Origin of the sequence: Streptomyces sp. CB01580 (assembly GCF_001905795.1) — a bacterium.
Lineage (GTDB): Bacteria > Actinomycetota > Actinomycetes > Streptomycetales > Streptomycetaceae > Streptomyces.
Genome location: NZ_LIXJ01000015.1, coordinates 99,872 through 118,160, shown reverse-complemented (window position 1 = coordinate 118,160; position 18,289 = coordinate 99,872). Strand labels below are relative to the sequence as shown.

The following is an 18,289-nucleotide window of genomic DNA, read 5'->3' as shown; positions in this document are numbered from 1 at the left end:
CCCTCAGCGGCCCCGGCGGCGGCCCCGGAACTTCCGGTACCGGGAATTCCGGCACCGGACCTCCGGAGCCGGAACTCTCGAGGCGGCGGCCCCCGCACAGGGGCCGCCGCCTCGTTCCGCCCCGGCCGTGTGCCGCCTTCCGGCTGCTTCCATCCGAGTCCCTGCGTGCCCGAGTCCCTGCGTGCCTGTCCGCCTGGGTGCTCGCGCGCCTGCGCCGTCGCTCCGGCTAGGGGCGGTGAAATGGCTGTGCGATTCTGTGCCATTTCTTTGTTCTTCAATGCAAGAAGTTTGTTCAATGCAGAAAGATATGGGCCGGTATCGGATCGGGATCCCGTAACCGATGCGGTAACGCGGCGGCAGGGCCGAAAGGGCCACGGTGCCGCGGCGAGCGGGGTACCCGTAACGGACCGGGATACGGCCCGTGGATCCCCACCCACGGACCGCACCCCGGCTTACCCCCGTCGGGTGCGGAGCCGCACCGTCGCCGACCGCCGCCGAACGAGCAAAACCCCCCACGGCCTTCACTCGCTCTTCCGGTGGCTCCGGATACGCACCCGACGCCGTACAGCTTTCCGGTGGCGACGTGCGGAGGCGAGACGTTTCACCTCTGGCCGAAACCCCGTGGTGACGTGCTGTTATGGGTCGCATACCCTTGGGTGGGGGTAATTGCACGTGCAACAGGTGGGGGCCCGGTGCTGCGTATCCACATGTCCGGAGTGGACCTGTCCAAGGTGCGGATGGCCACTCGGCCGGACGCGCTGTGGGAAACCATTTTGAGTTTCCACCGGCTGCGGGACCGGCGCGGTTCGACGGTGTTCGGGGAATGGCGTAAAGAAACCCGGCCACGGTTGAACAATGAAGTACGCCTGTTGGCTGCCGTGATTCCACCGCGTGGCTATTTCCCGGACTTCCTGACACCTTCTCAGGAAAGCGGCGATCCGTACACCATCGACACCGGAATAGAGGCGCTGCGCGACACCCCGCCCGGCCGGATACGCGACGAACTGGCCCTGCTGGACGCCGGACGTCGCATGTCGGGCCGGGTCCTGGACGGGCGGGTCGAGCCGCTCGGTCGACTCGCCGACGCCCTGCGCGCCTATCACCGCGCCGCGATCGAACCCTACTGGCCGCACATCCGGTCCAGCGTCGAGGCCGACCGCGCCGTCCGTGGCCGCGCCCTCCTGGACGGCGGGACCGAGGAGCTGCTCGCCTCCCTCCCGCCCATGATCCGCTGGCGCCCGCCCGTGCTGGAGGCCGACTATCCCTTCGACCGCGAGATCCATCTGAACGACAGGGGACTGCTGCTCCAGCCGTCCTATTTCTGCCGAGTCACCCCGGTCGTCTACCGGGACCAGCGGCTCCCGCCCGTCCTCGTCTACCCGGTCACGCACTCCCGCGCCCCGGTCTTCGCCGAACCGGGCCCCTGGCTCGGCCGGCTCCTCGGGAACACCCGCTCGACCGTGCTGCGGGTCATCGGCAATGGTTGCACGACCAGCGAACTCGCCCTCCGCGCCGGGATATCGCTCGCCTCCGCGAGCCAGCACGCCTGTGTGCTGCGCGAGGCCGGTCTGATCCACACGCTGCGGCACGGCAGCTCGGTCCTGCACACGCTGACCCCGCTGGGCGGATCGCTGCTCCGGGGTGGCGCGCCGCTCGCCATGTCCTGACCGCCGCCTCGCCCGCCTGCTCGCCCACCCGCCTGCCTGGCCGGCCGCGCCATGGCTCCGGTGGCCGCTCGCCGAGCCTCGTGGGAGGGCCGTTCGCCGGGCCTCGCGGGTGGGCCGTTCAGCGGGCCTCGCGACGGGGAAAGAACTTTTTTCGCGGACACCGATGAGTTCCGCGCGGTCGCGCGGTCTACCTGTCGTAAAGCATTCGAACATCAGATGGAGCGGAACGAACATGTCTCAGATGATCTTCGTGAACCTGCCGGTCAAGAACCTCGAAGCGGCCAAGGCGTTCTTCGGCAAGCTCGGCTACTCCTGCAACCCGCAGTTCAGCGACGAGAACGCCGCCTGTCTCGTCATCAGCGACACCATTTTCGCCATGCTCCTTACGGAGTCCCGATTCAAGGACTTCACCAAGAAGGAGATCGCGGACACCTCCAGGACCACCGAGGTGATCCTCGCGCTGAGCGCGGAGAGCCGCGAGAAGGTCGACGAGATGGCCGACACCGCCCTCGCCTCCGGTGGATCGCCCGCCGGCGAGACGATGGACTTCGGCCACATGTACGGCCGTTCCTTCCAGGACCCGGACGGTCACATCTGGGAGGTCATGTGGATGGACCCGGCCGCCGTCGCGGAGCAGCAGGGCTGAGCCCCGGCCGCCCGCCGGGAAGCCGGGACCGGGACCGGAGACCGGGGAGCCCGCGGGGAGCCCCGGTCCGGGGCCCGGGGACGGGGAAGCTCAGATCCTGCTCAGCTTTTCCGCGAACCGGCCCGAGTGGTTGGACGGGTGCGTGATCACGTCCTTAGTGTCGTGGTCATGTCCGACATAGCACTCACCACACTGGTCGTCCTCTGTCTCGCCGCAGCGGCTGCGGGCTGGATCGACGCGGTGGTCGGCGGCGGCGGACTGCTCCTGCTGCCCGCACTGTTGCTGGGGCTCCCGCAAGTCCCCGCCGCGCAGGTCCTCGGCACCAACAAGGCGGTCGCGATCGTCGGCACCACGGGCGCCGCCGTGACCTACCTGCGCAAGGCGCCGGTCAGGCTCTGGACGGCCCTGCGGATCGGGCTGGCGGCCCTGGCCGGATCGATGGCCGGCGCGTTCTTCGCCGCGGGCATCAGCAGCGCCGTGCTGCGCCCCGTGATCATGGTGGTGCTGCTGGCGGTCGCGGCGTTCGTGATGCTGCGGCCCTCGTTCGGAAGGGCGGCGGAGGAAGACGGCGCGCGGCCGGAGGTCACCCGCGCCCGTATCGTGGCCGCGATCCTGCTGGTCGGCGGTGGCATCGGCTTCTACGACGGACTGTTCGGCCCGGGCACCGGAACGTTTCTGGTGCTGGCCCTGACCGCGGTGCTCCACCTCGACCTGGTGACGGCGTCCGCCAACGCCAAGATCGTCAACGTCTGCACCAATGGCGGGGCGCTGGCGATGTTCGCGTACCAGGGCAACGTCATGTGGCAACTGGGTGCGCTGATGGCGGTGTTCAACCTGGTGGGCGGCCTCGTCGGCGCGCGGATGGCGCTCAGCAGGGGCAGCGGCTTCGTCCGCGGTGTGCTGCTGGTCGTTGTGTTCTCGCTGGTCGCGAAGCTGGCGTTCGACCAGTGGGTGGCGTGAGCGCTCGATCGTGGGCGGTCGTTCACGGGCGGCCGGACGTGAGTGCCCGTTGGCGGGCGGCCGTCGTGAGAGTGCTCTCAGCGCACTTCGGTGAGGTGCGCGTACGCCACCACGTTGCCCTGATAGCCGGTCTTCTTCGAGAACCCGCCGCCGCAGGTGATCAGCCGGAGCGAGGCGTAGGGCGAGTCGCCGTACACCCGTTCGTCGGGGAAGTCGTCACTGCCGTAGACCTCGATCGCGTCGAGCGAGAAGACGGCGGTGCGGCCGTCCCGGCGGACCACCTCCACCGTGCTCCCCCTCCGCAGGGCGCCCAGGTCGTAGAAGACCGAGCGTCCCTGCGCGTTGTCGACGTGACCGGCGACGATCGCGCTGCCCTTGGAGCCCGGGGGAGTGCCGCCCCGGTACCAGCCCACGACGTTGCGGTCCTCGGCCGGTGGCACGTCGAGACTTCCGTCGGTGCCGAGCCCGAGCCGCATCATCGGGGCGTCGACGCGGATGCTCGGGATCCGGATGCGCACGGGGGCCGAGGGCTTCAACGGTTCGGCGACGGGTGATCCGGGCAGCGGCGCCGGGGCACCGGCGAACGCCTGCGCGGTGGTCGGCTGGGGTGGCGTCAGCTGTGCGTCGGCGCCATGGCGGATCAGCCAGACACCTGCCAGCGCGGCGATGGCCAGCAGCCAGCCCTTGCCCTTCTGGGACACGGTCGTCCTCCGGGTGACGGAACGAAGACGGGTACGGGGACGGGGGAGAGGCGCCGGTACGGATACGGGCACCGGCACGTATCCGGGCTCCGGCATGAACAAGGGATCCGGTAGGGACGCGGGCACACGCATGGATCCGGGCCCGGCGCGGGCACCGGTTCCGGCACGTCCAGGGGACGGGCGCGGAAACAGGTGCGGTCCCGTCCCGGTGGCGCGCGACCACCGGGACGGGAACCAGGCGGGTACGGAGACGTGAATCCGTCTCCGTCAGCCGGCTGCCCGCGTGCCGCTCGCCCGACGACGCAGGAGCCAGGCTCCGCCGGCGGCGGCTCCGGCGACTACGCCGGCTCCCGCCGCGATCTGGGTGGTGTCGGAACGGACACTGCCGCCGACGCCAGTTCTGACGCCCCCGCGCGGAGCGTCGGACCCCGACGAGTTGCCGCGTCCGGATCCGTTGTCGCGCCCTGAGGAATCGTCGCGTCCGGACGAGTCCTCGCGGCGGGACGAGCCGCCGCCCTCGGACGAGTTCCGGTTGCCGCCCTCGTTCGAGCCCTCGTTGTTCCTGGCGGTCCCGAGCCCGGAGACGGCGTTCAGCCCGCCGACGGAGTCGAGCAGCGAGGGGACGTTGAGGCCTCCGAAGGGGGTGTCGCGTCCGGTCCCCGTCGATCCGTCCCCGCCGCCCTGTTCCTGCGGGAGCGCGGGTTCCAGGAGGAACCCGCGCTCCCGCAGGGCATCGTCGACGGGCGCCGTGGCGGCCGAGCCGGTCCGTGCCGTACCGGTGGCACCCGCGTACGCGGGCTGCCCTGTGGCGAAGAGGGCGAGCGCGGCTATGGGAATGGTGATGGTGGTGGCAGCGGTCACTGGGCGAGCAGGACGCATGGGGTTCCTCCGGCGATGTGCGCGAGCGGCCGTCCCGCGAACGGTCGAACAGCCGGGCGGCTGAGCAGCTGTTTCGCGAGCGGCTGTGTTCTGACTCCGAGCTAACGGGGGGTGCGCCTCCCATGCCTGCTGACACCAAGTCAGCTTCCACCCGAACAGCACGGCGTGGCCCCCTTGCCAAACCACGTCCGCGCAGGTCGCGGGGGTGATCGGGCAGGATGGCGGCGGTTTCGCGGAAATCGGTGCCGAATGGGTGACGCCACCGTCGCGAAAGTGGCGCACATCACACGCATGACCTCGTGGGCGCCGGGCACATGTCAGTCACCCCCCACGGGACGGCGCATACGACCGCCCCCCGCCCCGCCGGTCCACCGGGCTCGCCCCTCCGGGCAGGCGGGGCGGTTCCGTGTCCGCACCGAGCCGGGAACGGGGGCCGAGCCCCGCGTCAGGCCCTCGCCCCGCGCCGGACCCCCGGCCCGGGGGCGGGCCGGTGCAGGGGGCCGGGCCCGTACCCGTCCGGTCTCGGACGTCTCGGATCTCAGACGTCTCGGACGCTGTCCCAGGGCACGGCGTCGTACACCCGCCCGATCCGTTCCATCAGGTCCTCGTCCACCGTGAACTCGACGTCGTCGATGCGTCGGACCGGTGCGATGCCCTGCGAGTTGGTGAGGAACGCGGACCGGAACGCGCCCAGCCCGTCCAGCGCCACCGGACGTCGTACGGACTCCAGCCCCGCGCCGGGCAGGTCCCGTTCCAGCAGGGCCATGGTGATGCCGAGCAGGGCGGGGGCGTCGGGCCAGACGACCGAAGTCCCGTCCCAGAATCCGATGTTGTGGATCGCCGCCTCCGTCACCGTGCCGTCCGGCGTGGTCAGCAGCGCCTCGTCGCAACCCGAACGTGCGGCGAGCCTCGCGTAGTACGTCTGGCCGAACTCGCCGGGCCGCTTGATGTGCGGCACGGTCCGGACGTACGGAACGGACATCAGGCGGTGCGGTTCCGTCGGCTTCCGGGCCGGTCCGCGCACCGTGACCATGACGGTCGTCTCCTCGCCCTCCGTCGGCAGGAAGCCCTGCACCCGGACCGACGCGTCCCGTACCCCGGCGCCGTCCAGCGCGTGCCGGATCAGCCCGCGGACCCGGTCCCCGTCCAGCGGGCGCTCGAACAGCTCCCGGTTGGCGGAGTCCAGCCGGGCCAGGTGCAGCGCGAGACCGCGTACCTTCCCGTCCCTGACCTGCATGGCCGTGAAGTGCCCGTAGTCGAGGAAAGCCGGAATCCGCAGATCCGCCTCGGTCGCCGGATGCCCGTCGAACTCGGCGTAGGGGAAGGGAGTGGGAGTCGTCATGCGTTCACCGTATGCCGAGGGGGGCGACGAAGAGCCGCCGGGAAGTCGCCGAACGACCGCCGAAAGGTGGCCGAAGGACCGCCGAAAAGCGTCGGGAACCCGTCGAAGAAGAACCACGGTCGAGCCGCCGAAGACCGACGAGGGCGCGCGGCTTGACCTCAACCTTGGTTGATCTACGAGCCTCGTCGCATGGATCTCACCGCAGCACCCTCGCCCACGGCGTCCGCGGACACCGCCACCGAGCCGCTCAAGGCCGCCGTCCTCCTCGCCAGCAACCGGGAGGGACGGTTCGCCCCCGTCGTCGCCGACTGGTTCCTCTCACGCGCCGCCGGACATCCGGACATCGGGACGGACCTGATCGACGTCGCGGAACTCGACCTCCCCGTCGCCCTCTCGTACCGGCCCGACGCCGACGCGCAGGCCCGTCTGGCGGCCGTTTCCGCCAGGCTCGCGGCGGCCGACGCCTTTGTCGTCATCACCCCCGAGTACAACCACTCGTACCCGGCTCCACTGAAGAACCTCATCGACTGGTACCGCGACGAGTGGCAGGCCAAGCCCGTCGGATTCGTCTCGTACGGCGGGGTGTCCGGCGGGCTGCGGGCGGTCGAGCACCTGCGGCAGGTCTTCGCGGAACTGCACGCCGTCGGCATCCGCGAAACGGTGTCGATGGCCTACGCGGGCGCCCAGTTCGACGACGAGGGCAGGCACCGGGACCCCGCCGACGCCGACGCAGCGGCCACGGCGCTTCTCGACCAGCTGGTCTGGTGGGGGCGCGCCCTGCGCGACGCCAGGGCCGTGCGCCCGTACGGGACCTGACGTCCTACCAGTCGTCCGCCGCCAGCGCCCGCGCGACCCCGGGCTCCTGCGGGCCCAGGAAGCGCGGTTGCGGCTCGAAGGTGGCTTCCAGCGCCGCCTTCCCCGCCGCGAACACCTCTCGTGCCCCGCCGTAGTACCAGGTCGCGTCGTGCACGGCGTCGACGCCGACCCCGTACGCGTCGATGCCGGCGCTCCGGCACAGCGTGATCGCCCGGTGGATGTGGAACCCCTGGGTCACCAGCACCGCACGGTCGACCCCGAAGATCTTCTTGGCCCGTACGCACGAGTCCCAGGTGTCGAAACCGGCGAAGTCGCTCACGATCCGCCCGTCCGGCACCCCGTGCGCGCGCAGGTATGTGCGCATGGCGTCCGGCTCGTCGTACTCCTCGCGGCTGTTGTCGCCGGTCACGAGCACGACCTTCACCTTCCCGGCCCGGTACAGCTCGATGGCGGCGTCCAGCCGGTGCGCCAGGTACGGCGTCGGTCTGCCCTCCCACAGCCCGGCCCCGAAGACCACGGCGACCTGCCGCGCGGGCACGTCCGCGGTGGTCCTCACCCGGCCGTCGGCGGCGGTGTGCATCCAGGTCGCGGGGGCCAGCGCGGCCACGCACGTCAGCATCACCGCCTGGACGAGGCGCCGCTGCCCCCGCCGGGTGCGCGGCCACGGCCGGCCGAGCCGGACGGGCCGCACGCGCCCGAGCCACCGCGCCGGCCGTCCCGGTCGTCGTTCCCCCATCGGTGTCTCCTCAAGTCCGTGCCCCGTCGCTGATGTCTCGCATGATCGGACGAGAAGCGGGGGGAAATGGTTCAGCACTGCCCGGTTCCGTCGACTTCGTCACTGTTTCCGATCGTGTCGGCCCGGCCGTCTACTGTCGGACACATGGACGGCATGGACGGCATGGACCGTACGGAGAGCACACCCGGCACGGACGGGCCGGACCGTGACGACGCCCCGGACCGCGCGGACGCCCCGGACTGTACGGACGCGGAAGACCGTACGGACGCCGAGAACCGTACGGAGCGCGAGGCCGATGCGGACCGCCCCGACTGCCCGGACAGCGCGTGGGAACCCCCGGGCACCGGCACGGGCGCACACGGCCGGGGCCCGACCCCGTACCGCGCGGCCGACGCCGAGCGCTGGGACGCCGAGCCGGACAAACGTCCCGGCCGCACCGCCTTCCAACGCGACCGCGCCCGGGTGCTGCACTCCGCCGCGCTGCGCAGGCTCGCCGGGAAGACCCAGGTCGTCACCCCCGGCACCCGCAGCCGGGCCTGGGACGCCAGCCCCCGGACCCGGCTCACGCACTCCCTGGAATGCGCCCAGGTCGGCCGCGAGCTCGGGGCGGCCCTCGGCTGCGACCCCGATCTGGTCGAGACGGCCTGTCTCGCCCATGACCTCGGCCACCCGCCGTTCGGCCACAACGGCGAGCAGGCGCTCAACGACTTCGCCTCGGACTGCGGCGGCTTCGAGGGCAACGCCCAGTCGCTGCGCCTGCTCACCAGGCTGGAACCGAAGCGGTTCGTGCCCGACACCCGGACCGGGGCGCTGGTCAGCGTCGGACTCAACCTGACCCGTGCCTCCCTGGACGCCGCCACCAAGTACCCGTGGCCGCGCGGCGGCCGGCCCGGCGACCCCGACACGCCGAAGTTCGGGGTGTACACGGACGACCTGCCGGTTTTCGAGTGGGTGCGCCGCGACGCCCCGGCGAACCGCACCTGCTTCGAGGCCCAGGTCATGGACTGGTCCGACGACGTCGCGTACTCGGTGCACGACTTCGAGGACGGGCTGCACGCCGGGCACATCGACCCCAACTGCCTGTACGCCGAGCCCGAGCGCGACGAGATCTGGGCGGTCGCCATCGGCCGCTACGTCCCGGCGGACACCGCTCCGGACGAAATGGCCGAGGCCCTGGACCGGCTCATCGCCCAGGACTGGTGGCCGCACGGCTACGACGGGTCCGCCGTCGCCCAGGCCCGGCTGAAGGACGCGACGAGCCAGCTGATCGGCCGGTTCTGCCTGGCCGCCGAGAGCGCCACCCGGCAGGCGTACGGCACCGGCCGGCTCGGCCGGTACGCGGCCGCGCTCGTCGTCCCCCGCGAGGCGCGCAACGAGTGCGCCGTGCTCAAGGCGGTCGCGGACCGTTACGTCATGCAGCGCGCCGAACAGGAGGCGATCCGCGCCGACCAGCGCATCGTCATCGCCGAACTGGCCGCAGCGCTCACCGCGCGCGCCCCCGAGGGGCTGGAGCCGCAGTTCCGGGCCCTGTTCGACGCCGCCCCCGACGACCGGGCCCGCAAGCGGGTCCTCGTCGACCAGATCGCCGCCCTGACCGACGCCTCGGCGCGCTCCCTGCACGCGGTGCTCACCGCACCGGGCCGCTGACCGGCTCCGCCCGCGTACACCGCCCGTATGCGCCCCGGCCCGAGACGGGCATGACCTGATCGGGGTACACCCCCTTTCGCCATCACGCTGCGTGCGGGACGCTCGCAGTCGGGCCCCGCGCAGCGAGCATCGAGGAGGCAACAAGTGGTCGACGCACATCAGACCTTCGTCGTCGTCGGTGGAGGACTGGCAGGAGCGAAGGCGGCCGAGACGCTCCGGGCGGAGGGTTTCAGCGGCCGGGTGATCCTTCTCGGCGACGAACGCGACCATCCCTACGAACGGCCTCCGCTGTCCAAGGGCTATCTGTCCGGCAAGGAGGAGCGGGACAGCGTCTTCGTCCATGAGACCGCCTGGTACGCGGGTGCCGAGATCGAACTCCACCTGGGCCAGCCCGTCACCGCCCTCGACCGGGTGGACCGCTCCGTACGGCTCGGCGACGGCACGGTCGTGCACTACGACAAGCTGCTGCTCGCCACCGGGGCCGAGCCGCGCCGCCTGCCCGTCCCGGGCACGGACCTGGCCGGCGTCCACCACCTGCGCCGCCTCGCCCACGCCGACCGGCTGCGCAAGGTGCTGACCTCCCTCGGCCGCGACAACGGCCATCTGGTGATCGCCGGGGCCGGCTGGATCGGTCTGGAGGTCGCGGCGGCGGCGCGCGGATACGGGGCCGAGGTCACCATCATCGAGCCGGAACCGACGCCGTTGCACCATGTGGTCGGCCCCGAGCTCGGGCAGATCTTCACCCAGCTGCACCAGGACCACGGGGTGCGTTTCCACTTCGGCGTCCGTCTCACCGAGATCGTCGGCCAGGACGGCGTCGTCCTCGCCGTGCGCACCGACGACGGCGAGGAGCACCCCGCCCACGACGTGCTCGCCGCGATCGGCGCCGCCCCGCGTACCGCCCTCGCCGAGACCGCCGGCCTCGCCATGGCCGCGCGCAAGGACGGCGGCGGCATCGCCGTCGACGCCTCCCTGCGCACCAGCGACCCGCACATCTTCGCGGCGGGGGACGTTGCCAACGTGGCCCATCCGCTGCTCGGCGCCCGGCTGCGCGTGGAGCACTGGGCGAACGCGCTGAACAGCGGCCCGGCCGCGGCCCGGGCCATGCTCGGCCAGGACGTGAGCTACGACCGGGTGCCGTACTTCTTCTCCGACCAGTACGACCTCGGCCTCGAATACTCGGGGTGGGCGCCGCCGGGCAGCTACGACCAGGTGGTCATCCGGGGCGACGCGGGCAAGCGCGAGTTCATCTCCTTCTGGCTGAAGGACCAGCGGGTGCTGGCCGGGATGAACGTCAACGTGTGGGACGTCACCGAGAGCGTGCAGGAGCTGGTCCGGTCCGGCCGGCAGATCGACCCGGACGCACTGGCCGATCCGTCGGTGCCGCTGACCTCGCTGAGCTGAGGCGGGGACGTTCCCGAGCCGGGGCGAGCGCCTTTCCGGGCCTGGGCGGCCGGGGTGTCCGGCCGGGGGCACGGGCGGGGCACGGCCCGGGTACCCGGGATCACAGTGGCGGTCGACAGAGGTGTCGTACCCCGCCCGTAGAATTCACCCGTGGCAGGCAGGATCAATGACGAGGACGTGAAGGCGGTACGGGACGCGGTCCCGATCGACGCCGTCGTTTCCGAGTATCTCCAGCTGCGCAATGCGGGCGGCGGCAACCTCAAGGGTCTCTGCCCATTCCACGACGAGAAGTCCCCCTCCTTCCAGGTCAGCCCGAGCAAGGGCCTGTTCCACTGCTTCGGCTGCCAGGAGGGCGGCGACACGATCGCCTTCGTGATGAAGATCGACCATCTCTCGTTCTCCGAGACGGTCGAACGGCTCGCCGCCAAGGCGGGCATCACCCTGCGGTACGAGGAGGGCGGGTACAACCCCTCCCACCAGCGCGGTGAGCGCATCCGGCTGGTCGAGGCGCACAAGGTGGCCGCCGACTTCTACCGCGAGCAGCTGGACGGCCCCGAGGCCGAGATCGGCCGGAAGTTCCTGGCCGAGCGCGGCTTCGACCAGGACGCCGCCGTCCACTTCGGCATCGGTTACAGCCCGGCGGGCTGGGACCACCTCACCCGCTATCTGCGCGGCAAGGGCTTCAGCGACAGGGAGCTGATCGCCTCCGGCCTCTCCCAGGACGGCAGGCGCGGCCCCATCGACCGCTTCCGCGGCCGGCTCATGTGGCCGATCAGCGACACCTCCGGCGATGTCGTCGGCTTCGGCGCCCGCAAGCTGCGCGACGACGACAACGGGCCGAAGTACCTCAACACCCCCGAGACCGCGATCTACAAGAAGTCCCAGGTGCTCTACGGCATCGACCTGGCGAAGAAGGACATCGCGAAGAGCAGCCGCGCCGTCGTCGTCGAGGGCTACACCGACGTCATGGCCTGCCATCTCGCCGGGGTCACCACCGCCATCGCCACCTGCGGCACGGCCTTCGGCGGGGACCACATCAAGATCCTGCGCCGCCTGTTGATGGACAACGGCAGCGCCCGGGTGATCTTCACCTTCGACGGCGACGCCGCCGGGCAGAAGGCCGCGCTGCGCGCCTTCGAGGACGACCAGAAATTCGCCGCCGAGACGTACATCGCGATCGCGCCGGACAACATGGACCCCTGCGATCTGCGCCTGGCCAAGGGCGACGAGGCCGTCCGCGACCTGGTCGAACCGCGCACCCCGCTCTTCGAGTTCGCGCTGCGCCAGATCGTGGGGCGGTACGACCTGGAGACCCCGGCGGGGCGCGGCGCCGCGCTCGACGAGGCGGCCCCCGTCGTCGCCCGGATCAAGAACAGCTCCTCGCAGCACGAGGTCGCCGTCCAGCTGGCCGGGATGCTCGGCATCCTGGACACCCAGTTCGTGGTCAAGCGGGTCGCCCAGCTCGCCCGCTGGGCCCGCGAGCGGGGCGACCGGCGCGGTCCCGCCCCGGCCTCGTCCCGCGGCGGCGCCGGTGCTCCCGGCGGCCTCCGGCACGAGCAGGTCCGGACAACCGCCGCCCCCTCGGGTCCCGCCCTGCACCTGCGCAGCCCCGCCCACCGCACCGAACGCGAACTGCTGAAGCTCGCCCTCCAGAAGCCCGCCCTGGTCTCACCGGCCTTCGACGCCTACGGGGTCGACGAGTTCACCGCCCCGCCGTACGCCGCGGTCCGGCAGTGCGTCGCGGACGCGGGCGGTGCCGAGACGGGCCTCCCGGAGCCCCGCGACTACCTGGCCCGGGTGCTGGACGTGGCCCCCGACGACACGGTGCGCAACCTCGTGACCGAGCTGGCGGTGGAGGTCTTCCACGGCAAGACCATCGACGAGACCTACGCCGGGGTGCAACTCGTCCAGGTCCGGCTGCGCGCCGTCGACCGCCGGATCGGTGAGGTCCAGGGCAGCCTGGCCCGCCTCGGCAGCCATGTGCCCCCGGAGCAGCTGGCGGCGGCGCAGAACGAGGTCTGGGTCCTCCAGCAGTACGCCGAGTCCCTGCGCAACCACGGCGCCGACGCGCTCTGACCCGGGCCGGCCGCCCCCGCGGCGGCGCCCGGGCGCGCGCGGTTCACGCGGGCGCGCATCCGCTCGGGCCCGTACGTCCGCGTAACCGGTCGGTCACGGAACGGACTCAGAAAGTCCTCGCACGCCCCTCGTGACAGTGATGTGTCTTCCCCCACACTGGGAGCGGTGCCTGAGTCATCGGAGCGCGGCTGGTCCACCCTGTGGTGGTTCCGTCCCCGCGGTCCGGCAGCGATCACCTGGAGGTCGCCCCCGTGCAGACCCGGACCGTGACCCAACCCGAGCCCGTCTCGGCCATCCCCGCGCAGAACCGGGCCGTGCGCCACCCCGAGGGTGCGGTGGAGCCGCAGATTCCGCCCGAGGCACCCGCCTTGCGCGAACCCCCCGGCGCGTCCGGGCCACCCGAGGGGCCCGGGGCGACCGAGACCGCTGAGACGACCGAGGCAGCCGGCCTGGCCGAGGGCTTCGCCAAGGAGCCGTCGCCGGCGGCTCCCGAGGCCCCGGAGCCGCGCGGCCGTCCGGAGGCCGGCGGACCGTCCGCCGACCTCTTCCGCCAGTACCTGCGGGAGATCGGCCGCATCCCGCTGCTCACCGCCGCCGACGAGGTGGAGCTGGCCCGCCGGATCGAGGCCGGGCTCTTCGCGGAGGAACGGCTCGCGAGCACCCCGGACCCGGACACCCGGCTGGCCGTCGACCTCGACCGGCTGGTGGTCATGGGACGGATGGCGAAGCGCCGCCTGATCGAGGCCAACCTCCGCCTCGTCGTCTCCGTCGCCAAGCGCTACATCGGCCGCGGGCTGACCATGCTCGATCTGGTCCAGGAGGGGAACCTCGGACTGATCAGGGCGGTCGAGAAGTTCGACTACACCCGGGGCTACAAGTTCTCCACGTACGCCACCTGGTGGATCCGCCAGGCCATGTCCCGCGCCCTCGCCGACCAGGCGCGGACCATCCGGGTCCCGGTCCACGTCGTCGAACTGATCAACCGGGTGGTACGCGTCCAGCGGCGGATGCTCCAGGAGCACGGCCAGGAGCCGACGCCCGAGGAGGTCGCCGACCAGCTCGACCTCACCCCGGAACGGGTCGGCGAGATCCTGCGGCTGGCCCAGGAACCCGTGTCGCTGCACGCTCCCGTCGGCGAGGAGGAGGACCTCGCCCTCGGCGACCTGATCGAGGACGGGGACGCCGCGTCCCCCGTCGAGTCCGCCGCCTTCCTGCTGCTGCGCGAGCACCTGGAGGCGGTGCTGTCCACGCTCGGGGAGCGCGAGCGGAAAGTGGTCCAGCTGCGCTACGGGCTGGTCGACGGGCGGCCCCGCACGCTTGAGGAGATCGGCCGGATCTTCGGTGTGACGCGCGAACGCATCCGGCAGATCGAGTCCAAGACCCTCGGCAAACTGCGCGACCACACCTTCGCCGACCAGCTCCGCGGCTATCTCGACTGACCGACGGCACCGACGGCACCGACGGCCACGACGGCACCGACGGCACCGACGGCACCGACGGCACCGACGGGACCGGCGAGGAACGGCAGAGCCGGTCGGTCCCCCCGCGGACCGACCGGCTCCATCACCCGCCTAGTGCCGTGACCGCCAAGGTTTGCCCGGACGGTGCGACGGGGCAAACGTTGCCGGGAGCGGCACTAGTCGACCTCGGCCACCGCCTGCGCGAACTGCGCCGAGTACAGCCGGGCGTACGCCCCACCGGCCGCCAACAGCTCCTCGTGCGTGCCCTGTTCGACGATCGAGCCGTTCTCCATCACCAGGATGACGTCGGCGTCCCGGATGGTGGAGAGCCGGTGCGCGATCACGAAGCTGGTGCGCCCGTGCGCCAGGCGCGCCATCGCCTTCTGGATCAGCACCTCGGTACGGGTGTCGACGGAGCTCGTCGCCTCGTCGAGCACCAGGATCACAGGGTCGGACAGGAATGCCCGCGCGATGGTGATCAGCTGCTTCTCGCCCGCGCTGACGCCGGAGCCCTCGTCGTCGATCACCGTGTCGTAACCGTCCGGCAGGGTACGGATGAAGCGGTCGGCGTGGGCCGCCCGGGCTGCCTCCTCGATCTCCTCCCGGGTGACCTCGCGCGAAGCGCCGTACGCGATGTTGTCCGCGATCGTGCCGCCGAACAGCCAGGTGTCCTGGAGGACCATGCCGATGCCCGCGCGCAGCTCGTCGCGCGACATCTTCACCACGTCGACGCCGTCGAGGGTGATCCGTCCGCCGGTCACCTCGTAGAACCGCATCAGCAGATTGACGAGGGTGGTCTTGCCGGCGCCGGTGGGGCCGACGATGGCGACCGTGTGCCCCGGCTCGACGTTCAGCGACAGGTCCTCGATGAGCGGCTTGTCCGGGTCGTAGCGGAACGACACCTTCTCCAGCGCGACGCTGCCGCGCAGCTCCTTCGGCCGCTCGGCCTCGCCGGGTGCCGGATCGGCGCCCTGCTCCTCGGCGTCCAGCAGCTCGAAGATCCGCTCGGCCGACGCGACGCCCGACTGCACCAGGTTCGCCATCGAGGCGACCTGGGTCAGCGGCATCGAGAACTGCCGCGAGTACTGGATGAACGCCTGCACGTCACCGATGGACAGCGAACCCGAGGCGACCCGCAGACCGCCGACGACGGCGATCAGCACATAGTTCAGGTTCGACACGAACATCATCAGCGGCTGCATGATCCCGCTGTTGAACTGCGCCTTGAACCCCGCCTCGTACAGGGCCTCGTTCTGCTCGGCGAAGTCCTTCGCGGACTCCTCCTGCCGCCCGAAGACCTTCACCAGGGTGTGCCCGGTGTACATCTCCTCGACGTGGGCGTTGAGCTTGCCGGTCACCTTCCACTGCTGGACGAACTGAGGTTGCGAGCGCTTGCCGACCTTCGTCGCCACGACCACCGAGAGCGGCACCGTCACCAGCGCGACCAGTGCCAGCAGCGGCGAGATCCAGAACATCATGATCAGCACGCCGACGATGGTGAGCAGGGAGTTGACGAGCTGGCCCATCGTCTGCTGCATCGTCTGCGAGATGTTGTCGATGTCGTTCGTCGCCCGGCTGAGCACCTCGCCGCGCTTGGCCTGGTCGAAGTACGACAACGGCAGCCGGGACAGCTTCGCCTGGATGTCCTCACGCAGCCGGAACACGACCCGGTTGATGATCCGGATCGACAGCCGGGACGATACGAGCATCAGCAGTCCGGCCACGACGTAGACCGCCAGCGCGAGCAGCAGTACGTCGCCGACGGCGCCGAAGTCGATGCCGTGACCGGGGACGAAGTCCACCCCGGACAGCATGTCGGCCAGCCCGCTGTCGGACTTGTGCAGGTTCTCGACGACCTGCTCCTTCGTGGCGCCCTCGGGCATCCGCCGGCCGATGACCCCGGCGAACACCAGGTCCGTCGCGCGGCCGAGGATCTTCGGTCCGACCACCGACAGGCCGACGCTCAGCGCCCCGGCCGCCAGCATCGCGTACAGCGAGGACTTCTCCGTCCCGAAGCGCTTCAGCAGCCGCTTCGACGACCCCTTGAAGTCCATGGACCGGTCGGTCGGCGCGCCGCCCGCCATCATCCGTCCGCCAGGCCCGGCCATTACGCGGCCTCCGCTTCCGTCAGCTGGGAGAGCACGATCTCCCGGTACGTCTCATTGCCGTCCATCAGTTCGTGGTGGGTGCCGCGGCCCACGACCCGGCCCTCGTCGAGCACCAGGATCCGGTCCGCGTCGCGGATGGTGGACACCCGCTGCGCCACGATCACCACGGTCGCCCCGGCCGTCTCCCGCGTCAGCGCCGCGCGCAGGGCGGCGTCGGTGGCGTAGTCGAGAGCCGAGAACGAGTCGTCGAACAGGTAGATCTCCGGCTGCCGCACCAGCGTCCTGGCGATCGCCAGCCGCTGCCGCTGCCCGCCCGAGACATTGGTGCCGCCCTGCGCGATCGGGGCCTCCAGGCCGTGCTCCAGCGCCTCGACGAACTCCTTGGCCTGCGCGACCTCCAGCGCGTGCCACAGCTCCTCGTCCGTCGCGTCCGGGTTCCCGTACCTCAGGTTGCTCGCGACCGTCCCGGAGAACAGGTACGGCTTCTGCGGGACGAGACTCACGGTCCTCGCCAGCAGCTCCGGGTCCAGCGTCCGCACGTCCGTGCCGTCGACCAGCACCTGGCCGTCCGTCACGTCGAACAGGCGCGGTACGAGTCCGAGCAGCGTCGACTTCCCGCTGCCCGTCGACCCGATGATCGCGGTGGTCTCGCCGGGGCGGGCCACCAGGTCCACCGACCGCAGCACCGGTTCCTCGGCGCCCGGGTAGCGGAAGTCCGCGCCCCGGATCTCCAGATGGCCGTGGGCACGCAGCTCCCGGACCGGGGCGACGGGCGGGACCACGCTGGACTCGGTCTCCAGGACCTCCTGGATGCGCTCGGCGCACACCTCGGCGCGCGGCACCATCATGAACATGAAGGTGGCCATCATTACCGACATGACGATCTGCATGAGGTAGGCGAGGAACGCGGTCAGCGCACCGATCTCCATGCCGCCGCTGTCGATGCGGTGGGCACCGAACCAGACCACGGCGATCGACGACACGTTCACCACCGTCATCACGGTCGGGAACATCAGCGCCATCAGCCGCCCGGTGGACAGCGAGACGTCGGTCAGCTCGTCGTTGGCGACGCCGAAGCGTTTCGTCTCGTAGCCGTCGCGGACGAACGCGCGGATGACCCGGTTGCCGGTGATCTGCTCCCGCAGCACCCGGTTCACGGTGTCGACCCGCTCCTGCATGGTGCGGAACAGCGGGCGCATCCGCTTCACGATCAGGCCCACCGCGATGCCGAGGACCGGCACCACCGCGAGCAGCACCGACGACAGCGGGACGTCCTGGCCGAGAGCCAGGACGATACCGCCGACGCACATGATCGGCGCCGACACCATCAGCGTGAACGTCATCAGCACCAGCATCTGGATCTGCTGGACGTCATTGGTCGTGCGCGTGATCAGCGAGGGCGCGCCGAACCGCCCGACCTCCCGCGCGGAGAACGACTGGACCCGGTCGAAGACCGCCGCCCGGACGTCGCGGCCGAGCGCGGACGCGGTGCGGGAACCGTGGTAGACGGCACCGACGTTGCAGGCGACCTGGGCGATGCTGACGGCGATCATGATGCCGCCGAACTCCAGGATGTAGCCCGTGTCCCCCTTCACGACACCGTTGTCGATGATGTCGGCGTTCAGGGTCGGCAGATAGAGGGTGGCGCAGGTCTGCAGGAACTGGAGCAGGACCAGCAGCAGGATGGGTTTCTTGTACGGACCGAGATGGGCCCGCAGGAGTTTTATGAGCACGCGTGTCTCTCGGAGTCGGCGGAGGTCGGGAGGCGACCCATTTTCCGGTACCCCGTGCGAGGGCCGCGAACGTTTTTACTCAAGACCGGGTAAAAAAACAGACCGAGTACATGT

General features: G+C 71.0%; 14 protein-coding genes. 8 read left to right on the top strand and 6 right to left on the bottom strand.

Going from position 1 to position 18,289, the window contains the following annotated elements:
- Positions 1 to 692 precede the first annotated feature (692 nt).
- The 3 genes from AMK22_RS21800 to AMK22_RS21790 all read left to right on the top strand — a co-directional run bounded on the left by AMK22_RS21800 (position 693) and on the right by AMK22_RS21790 (position 3,273).
- The gene (locus AMK22_RS21800) at positions 693 to 1,667 is read left to right on the top strand and encodes an ArsR/SmtB family transcription factor (RefSeq protein ID WP_073787426.1); all 975 of its coding nucleotides are present in this window, start codon (positions 693 to 695) and stop codon (positions 1,665 to 1,667) included.
- A gap of 232 nt (positions 1,668 to 1,899) precedes the next feature.
- Complete coding sequence (locus AMK22_RS21795; RefSeq protein WP_073787424.1) at positions 1,900 to 2,313, top strand: VOC family protein; 414 nt, start codon at positions 1,900 to 1,902, stop codon at positions 2,311 to 2,313.
- Positions 2,314 to 2,481: 168 nt separating this feature from the next.
- Complete coding sequence (locus AMK22_RS21790) at positions 2,482 to 3,273, top strand: TSUP family transporter (RefSeq protein ID WP_073787422.1); 792 nt, start codon at positions 2,482 to 2,484, stop codon at positions 3,271 to 3,273.
- Between the two features lie 77 nt (positions 3,274 to 3,350).
- Here the strand turns inward: AMK22_RS21790 and AMK22_RS21785 are convergent, their stop codons facing one another.
- From AMK22_RS21785 to AMK22_RS21775, 3 genes are all read right to left on the bottom strand, one after another.
- Complete coding sequence (locus AMK22_RS21785; protein WP_073787420.1) at positions 3,351 to 3,974, bottom strand: class F sortase; 624 nt, start codon at positions 3,972 to 3,974, stop codon at positions 3,351 to 3,353.
- A gap of 267 nt (positions 3,975 to 4,241) precedes the next feature.
- Complete coding sequence (locus tag AMK22_RS21780; protein ID WP_073787419.1) at positions 4,242 to 4,835, bottom strand: hypothetical protein; 594 nt, start codon at positions 4,833 to 4,835, stop codon at positions 4,242 to 4,244.
- Positions 4,836 to 5,391: 556 nt separating this feature from the next.
- The gene (locus tag AMK22_RS21775) at positions 5,392 to 6,195 is read right to left on the bottom strand and encodes an aminotransferase class IV family protein (RefSeq protein WP_073787417.1); all 804 of its coding nucleotides are present in this window, start codon (positions 6,193 to 6,195) and stop codon (positions 5,392 to 5,394) included.
- A gap of 189 nt (positions 6,196 to 6,384) precedes the next feature.
- On the opposite strand from AMK22_RS21775, the gene AMK22_RS21770 reads away from it, so the two are divergent.
- A complete protein-coding gene (locus tag AMK22_RS21770; RefSeq protein WP_073787415.1) occupies positions 6,385 to 7,011 on the top strand; it encodes an NADPH-dependent FMN reductase in 627 nt (208 codons plus the stop codon).
- 4 nt (positions 7,012 to 7,015) lie between these two features.
- On the opposite strand, the gene AMK22_RS21765 is transcribed toward AMK22_RS21770, so the two are convergent.
- Positions 7,016 to 7,747, bottom strand: a complete 732-nt coding sequence (locus tag AMK22_RS21765; protein WP_073787413.1) for a SanA/YdcF family protein — start codon at positions 7,745 to 7,747, stop codon at positions 7,016 to 7,018.
- Positions 7,748 to 7,891: 144 nt separating this feature from the next.
- Here AMK22_RS21765 and AMK22_RS21760 point away from each other — a divergent pair, with 144 nt between their 5' ends.
- The 4 genes from AMK22_RS21760 (at position 7,892) to AMK22_RS21745 (ending at position 14,313) form a co-directional block, all read left to right on the top strand.
- Complete coding sequence (locus tag AMK22_RS21760) at positions 7,892 to 9,394, top strand: deoxyguanosinetriphosphate triphosphohydrolase (RefSeq protein ID WP_242434087.1); 1,503 nt, start codon at positions 7,892 to 7,894, stop codon at positions 9,392 to 9,394.
- Between the two features lie 144 nt (positions 9,395 to 9,538).
- Positions 9,539 to 10,798, top strand: a complete 1,260-nt coding sequence (locus AMK22_RS21755; RefSeq protein WP_073787411.1) for an NAD(P)/FAD-dependent oxidoreductase — start codon at positions 9,539 to 9,541, stop codon at positions 10,796 to 10,798.
- 150 nt (positions 10,799 to 10,948) lie between these two features.
- Positions 10,949 to 12,874 carry a DNA primase gene (gene dnaG / locus AMK22_RS21750; RefSeq protein ID WP_073787409.1) on the top strand — a complete coding sequence of 642 codons (1,926 nt, stop codon included), beginning with the start codon at positions 10,949 to 10,951 and terminating at the stop codon, positions 12,872 to 12,874.
- A 251-nt stretch (positions 12,875 to 13,125) separates the two neighbouring features.
- Entirely contained in the window at positions 13,126 to 14,313 is a 1,188-nt protein-coding gene (locus AMK22_RS21745) for an RNA polymerase sigma factor (protein ID WP_073787542.1), read from the top strand.
- 197 nt (positions 14,314 to 14,510) lie between these two features.
- Here AMK22_RS21745 and AMK22_RS21740 read toward each other — a convergent pair whose 3' ends face one another.
- Both AMK22_RS21740 and AMK22_RS21735 read right to left on the bottom strand, forming a co-directional pair.
- Entirely contained in the window at positions 14,511 to 16,442 is a 1,932-nt protein-coding gene (locus tag AMK22_RS21740) for an ABC transporter ATP-binding protein (RefSeq protein ID WP_073787407.1), read from the bottom strand.
- Entirely contained in the window at positions 16,442 to 18,175 is a 1,734-nt protein-coding gene (locus AMK22_RS21735; protein ID WP_073787405.1) for an ABC transporter ATP-binding protein, read from the bottom strand. Before AMK22_RS21735 ends, AMK22_RS21740 begins: the two co-directional genes overlap by 1 nt.
- Positions 18,176 to 18,289: the final 114 nt, after the last annotated feature.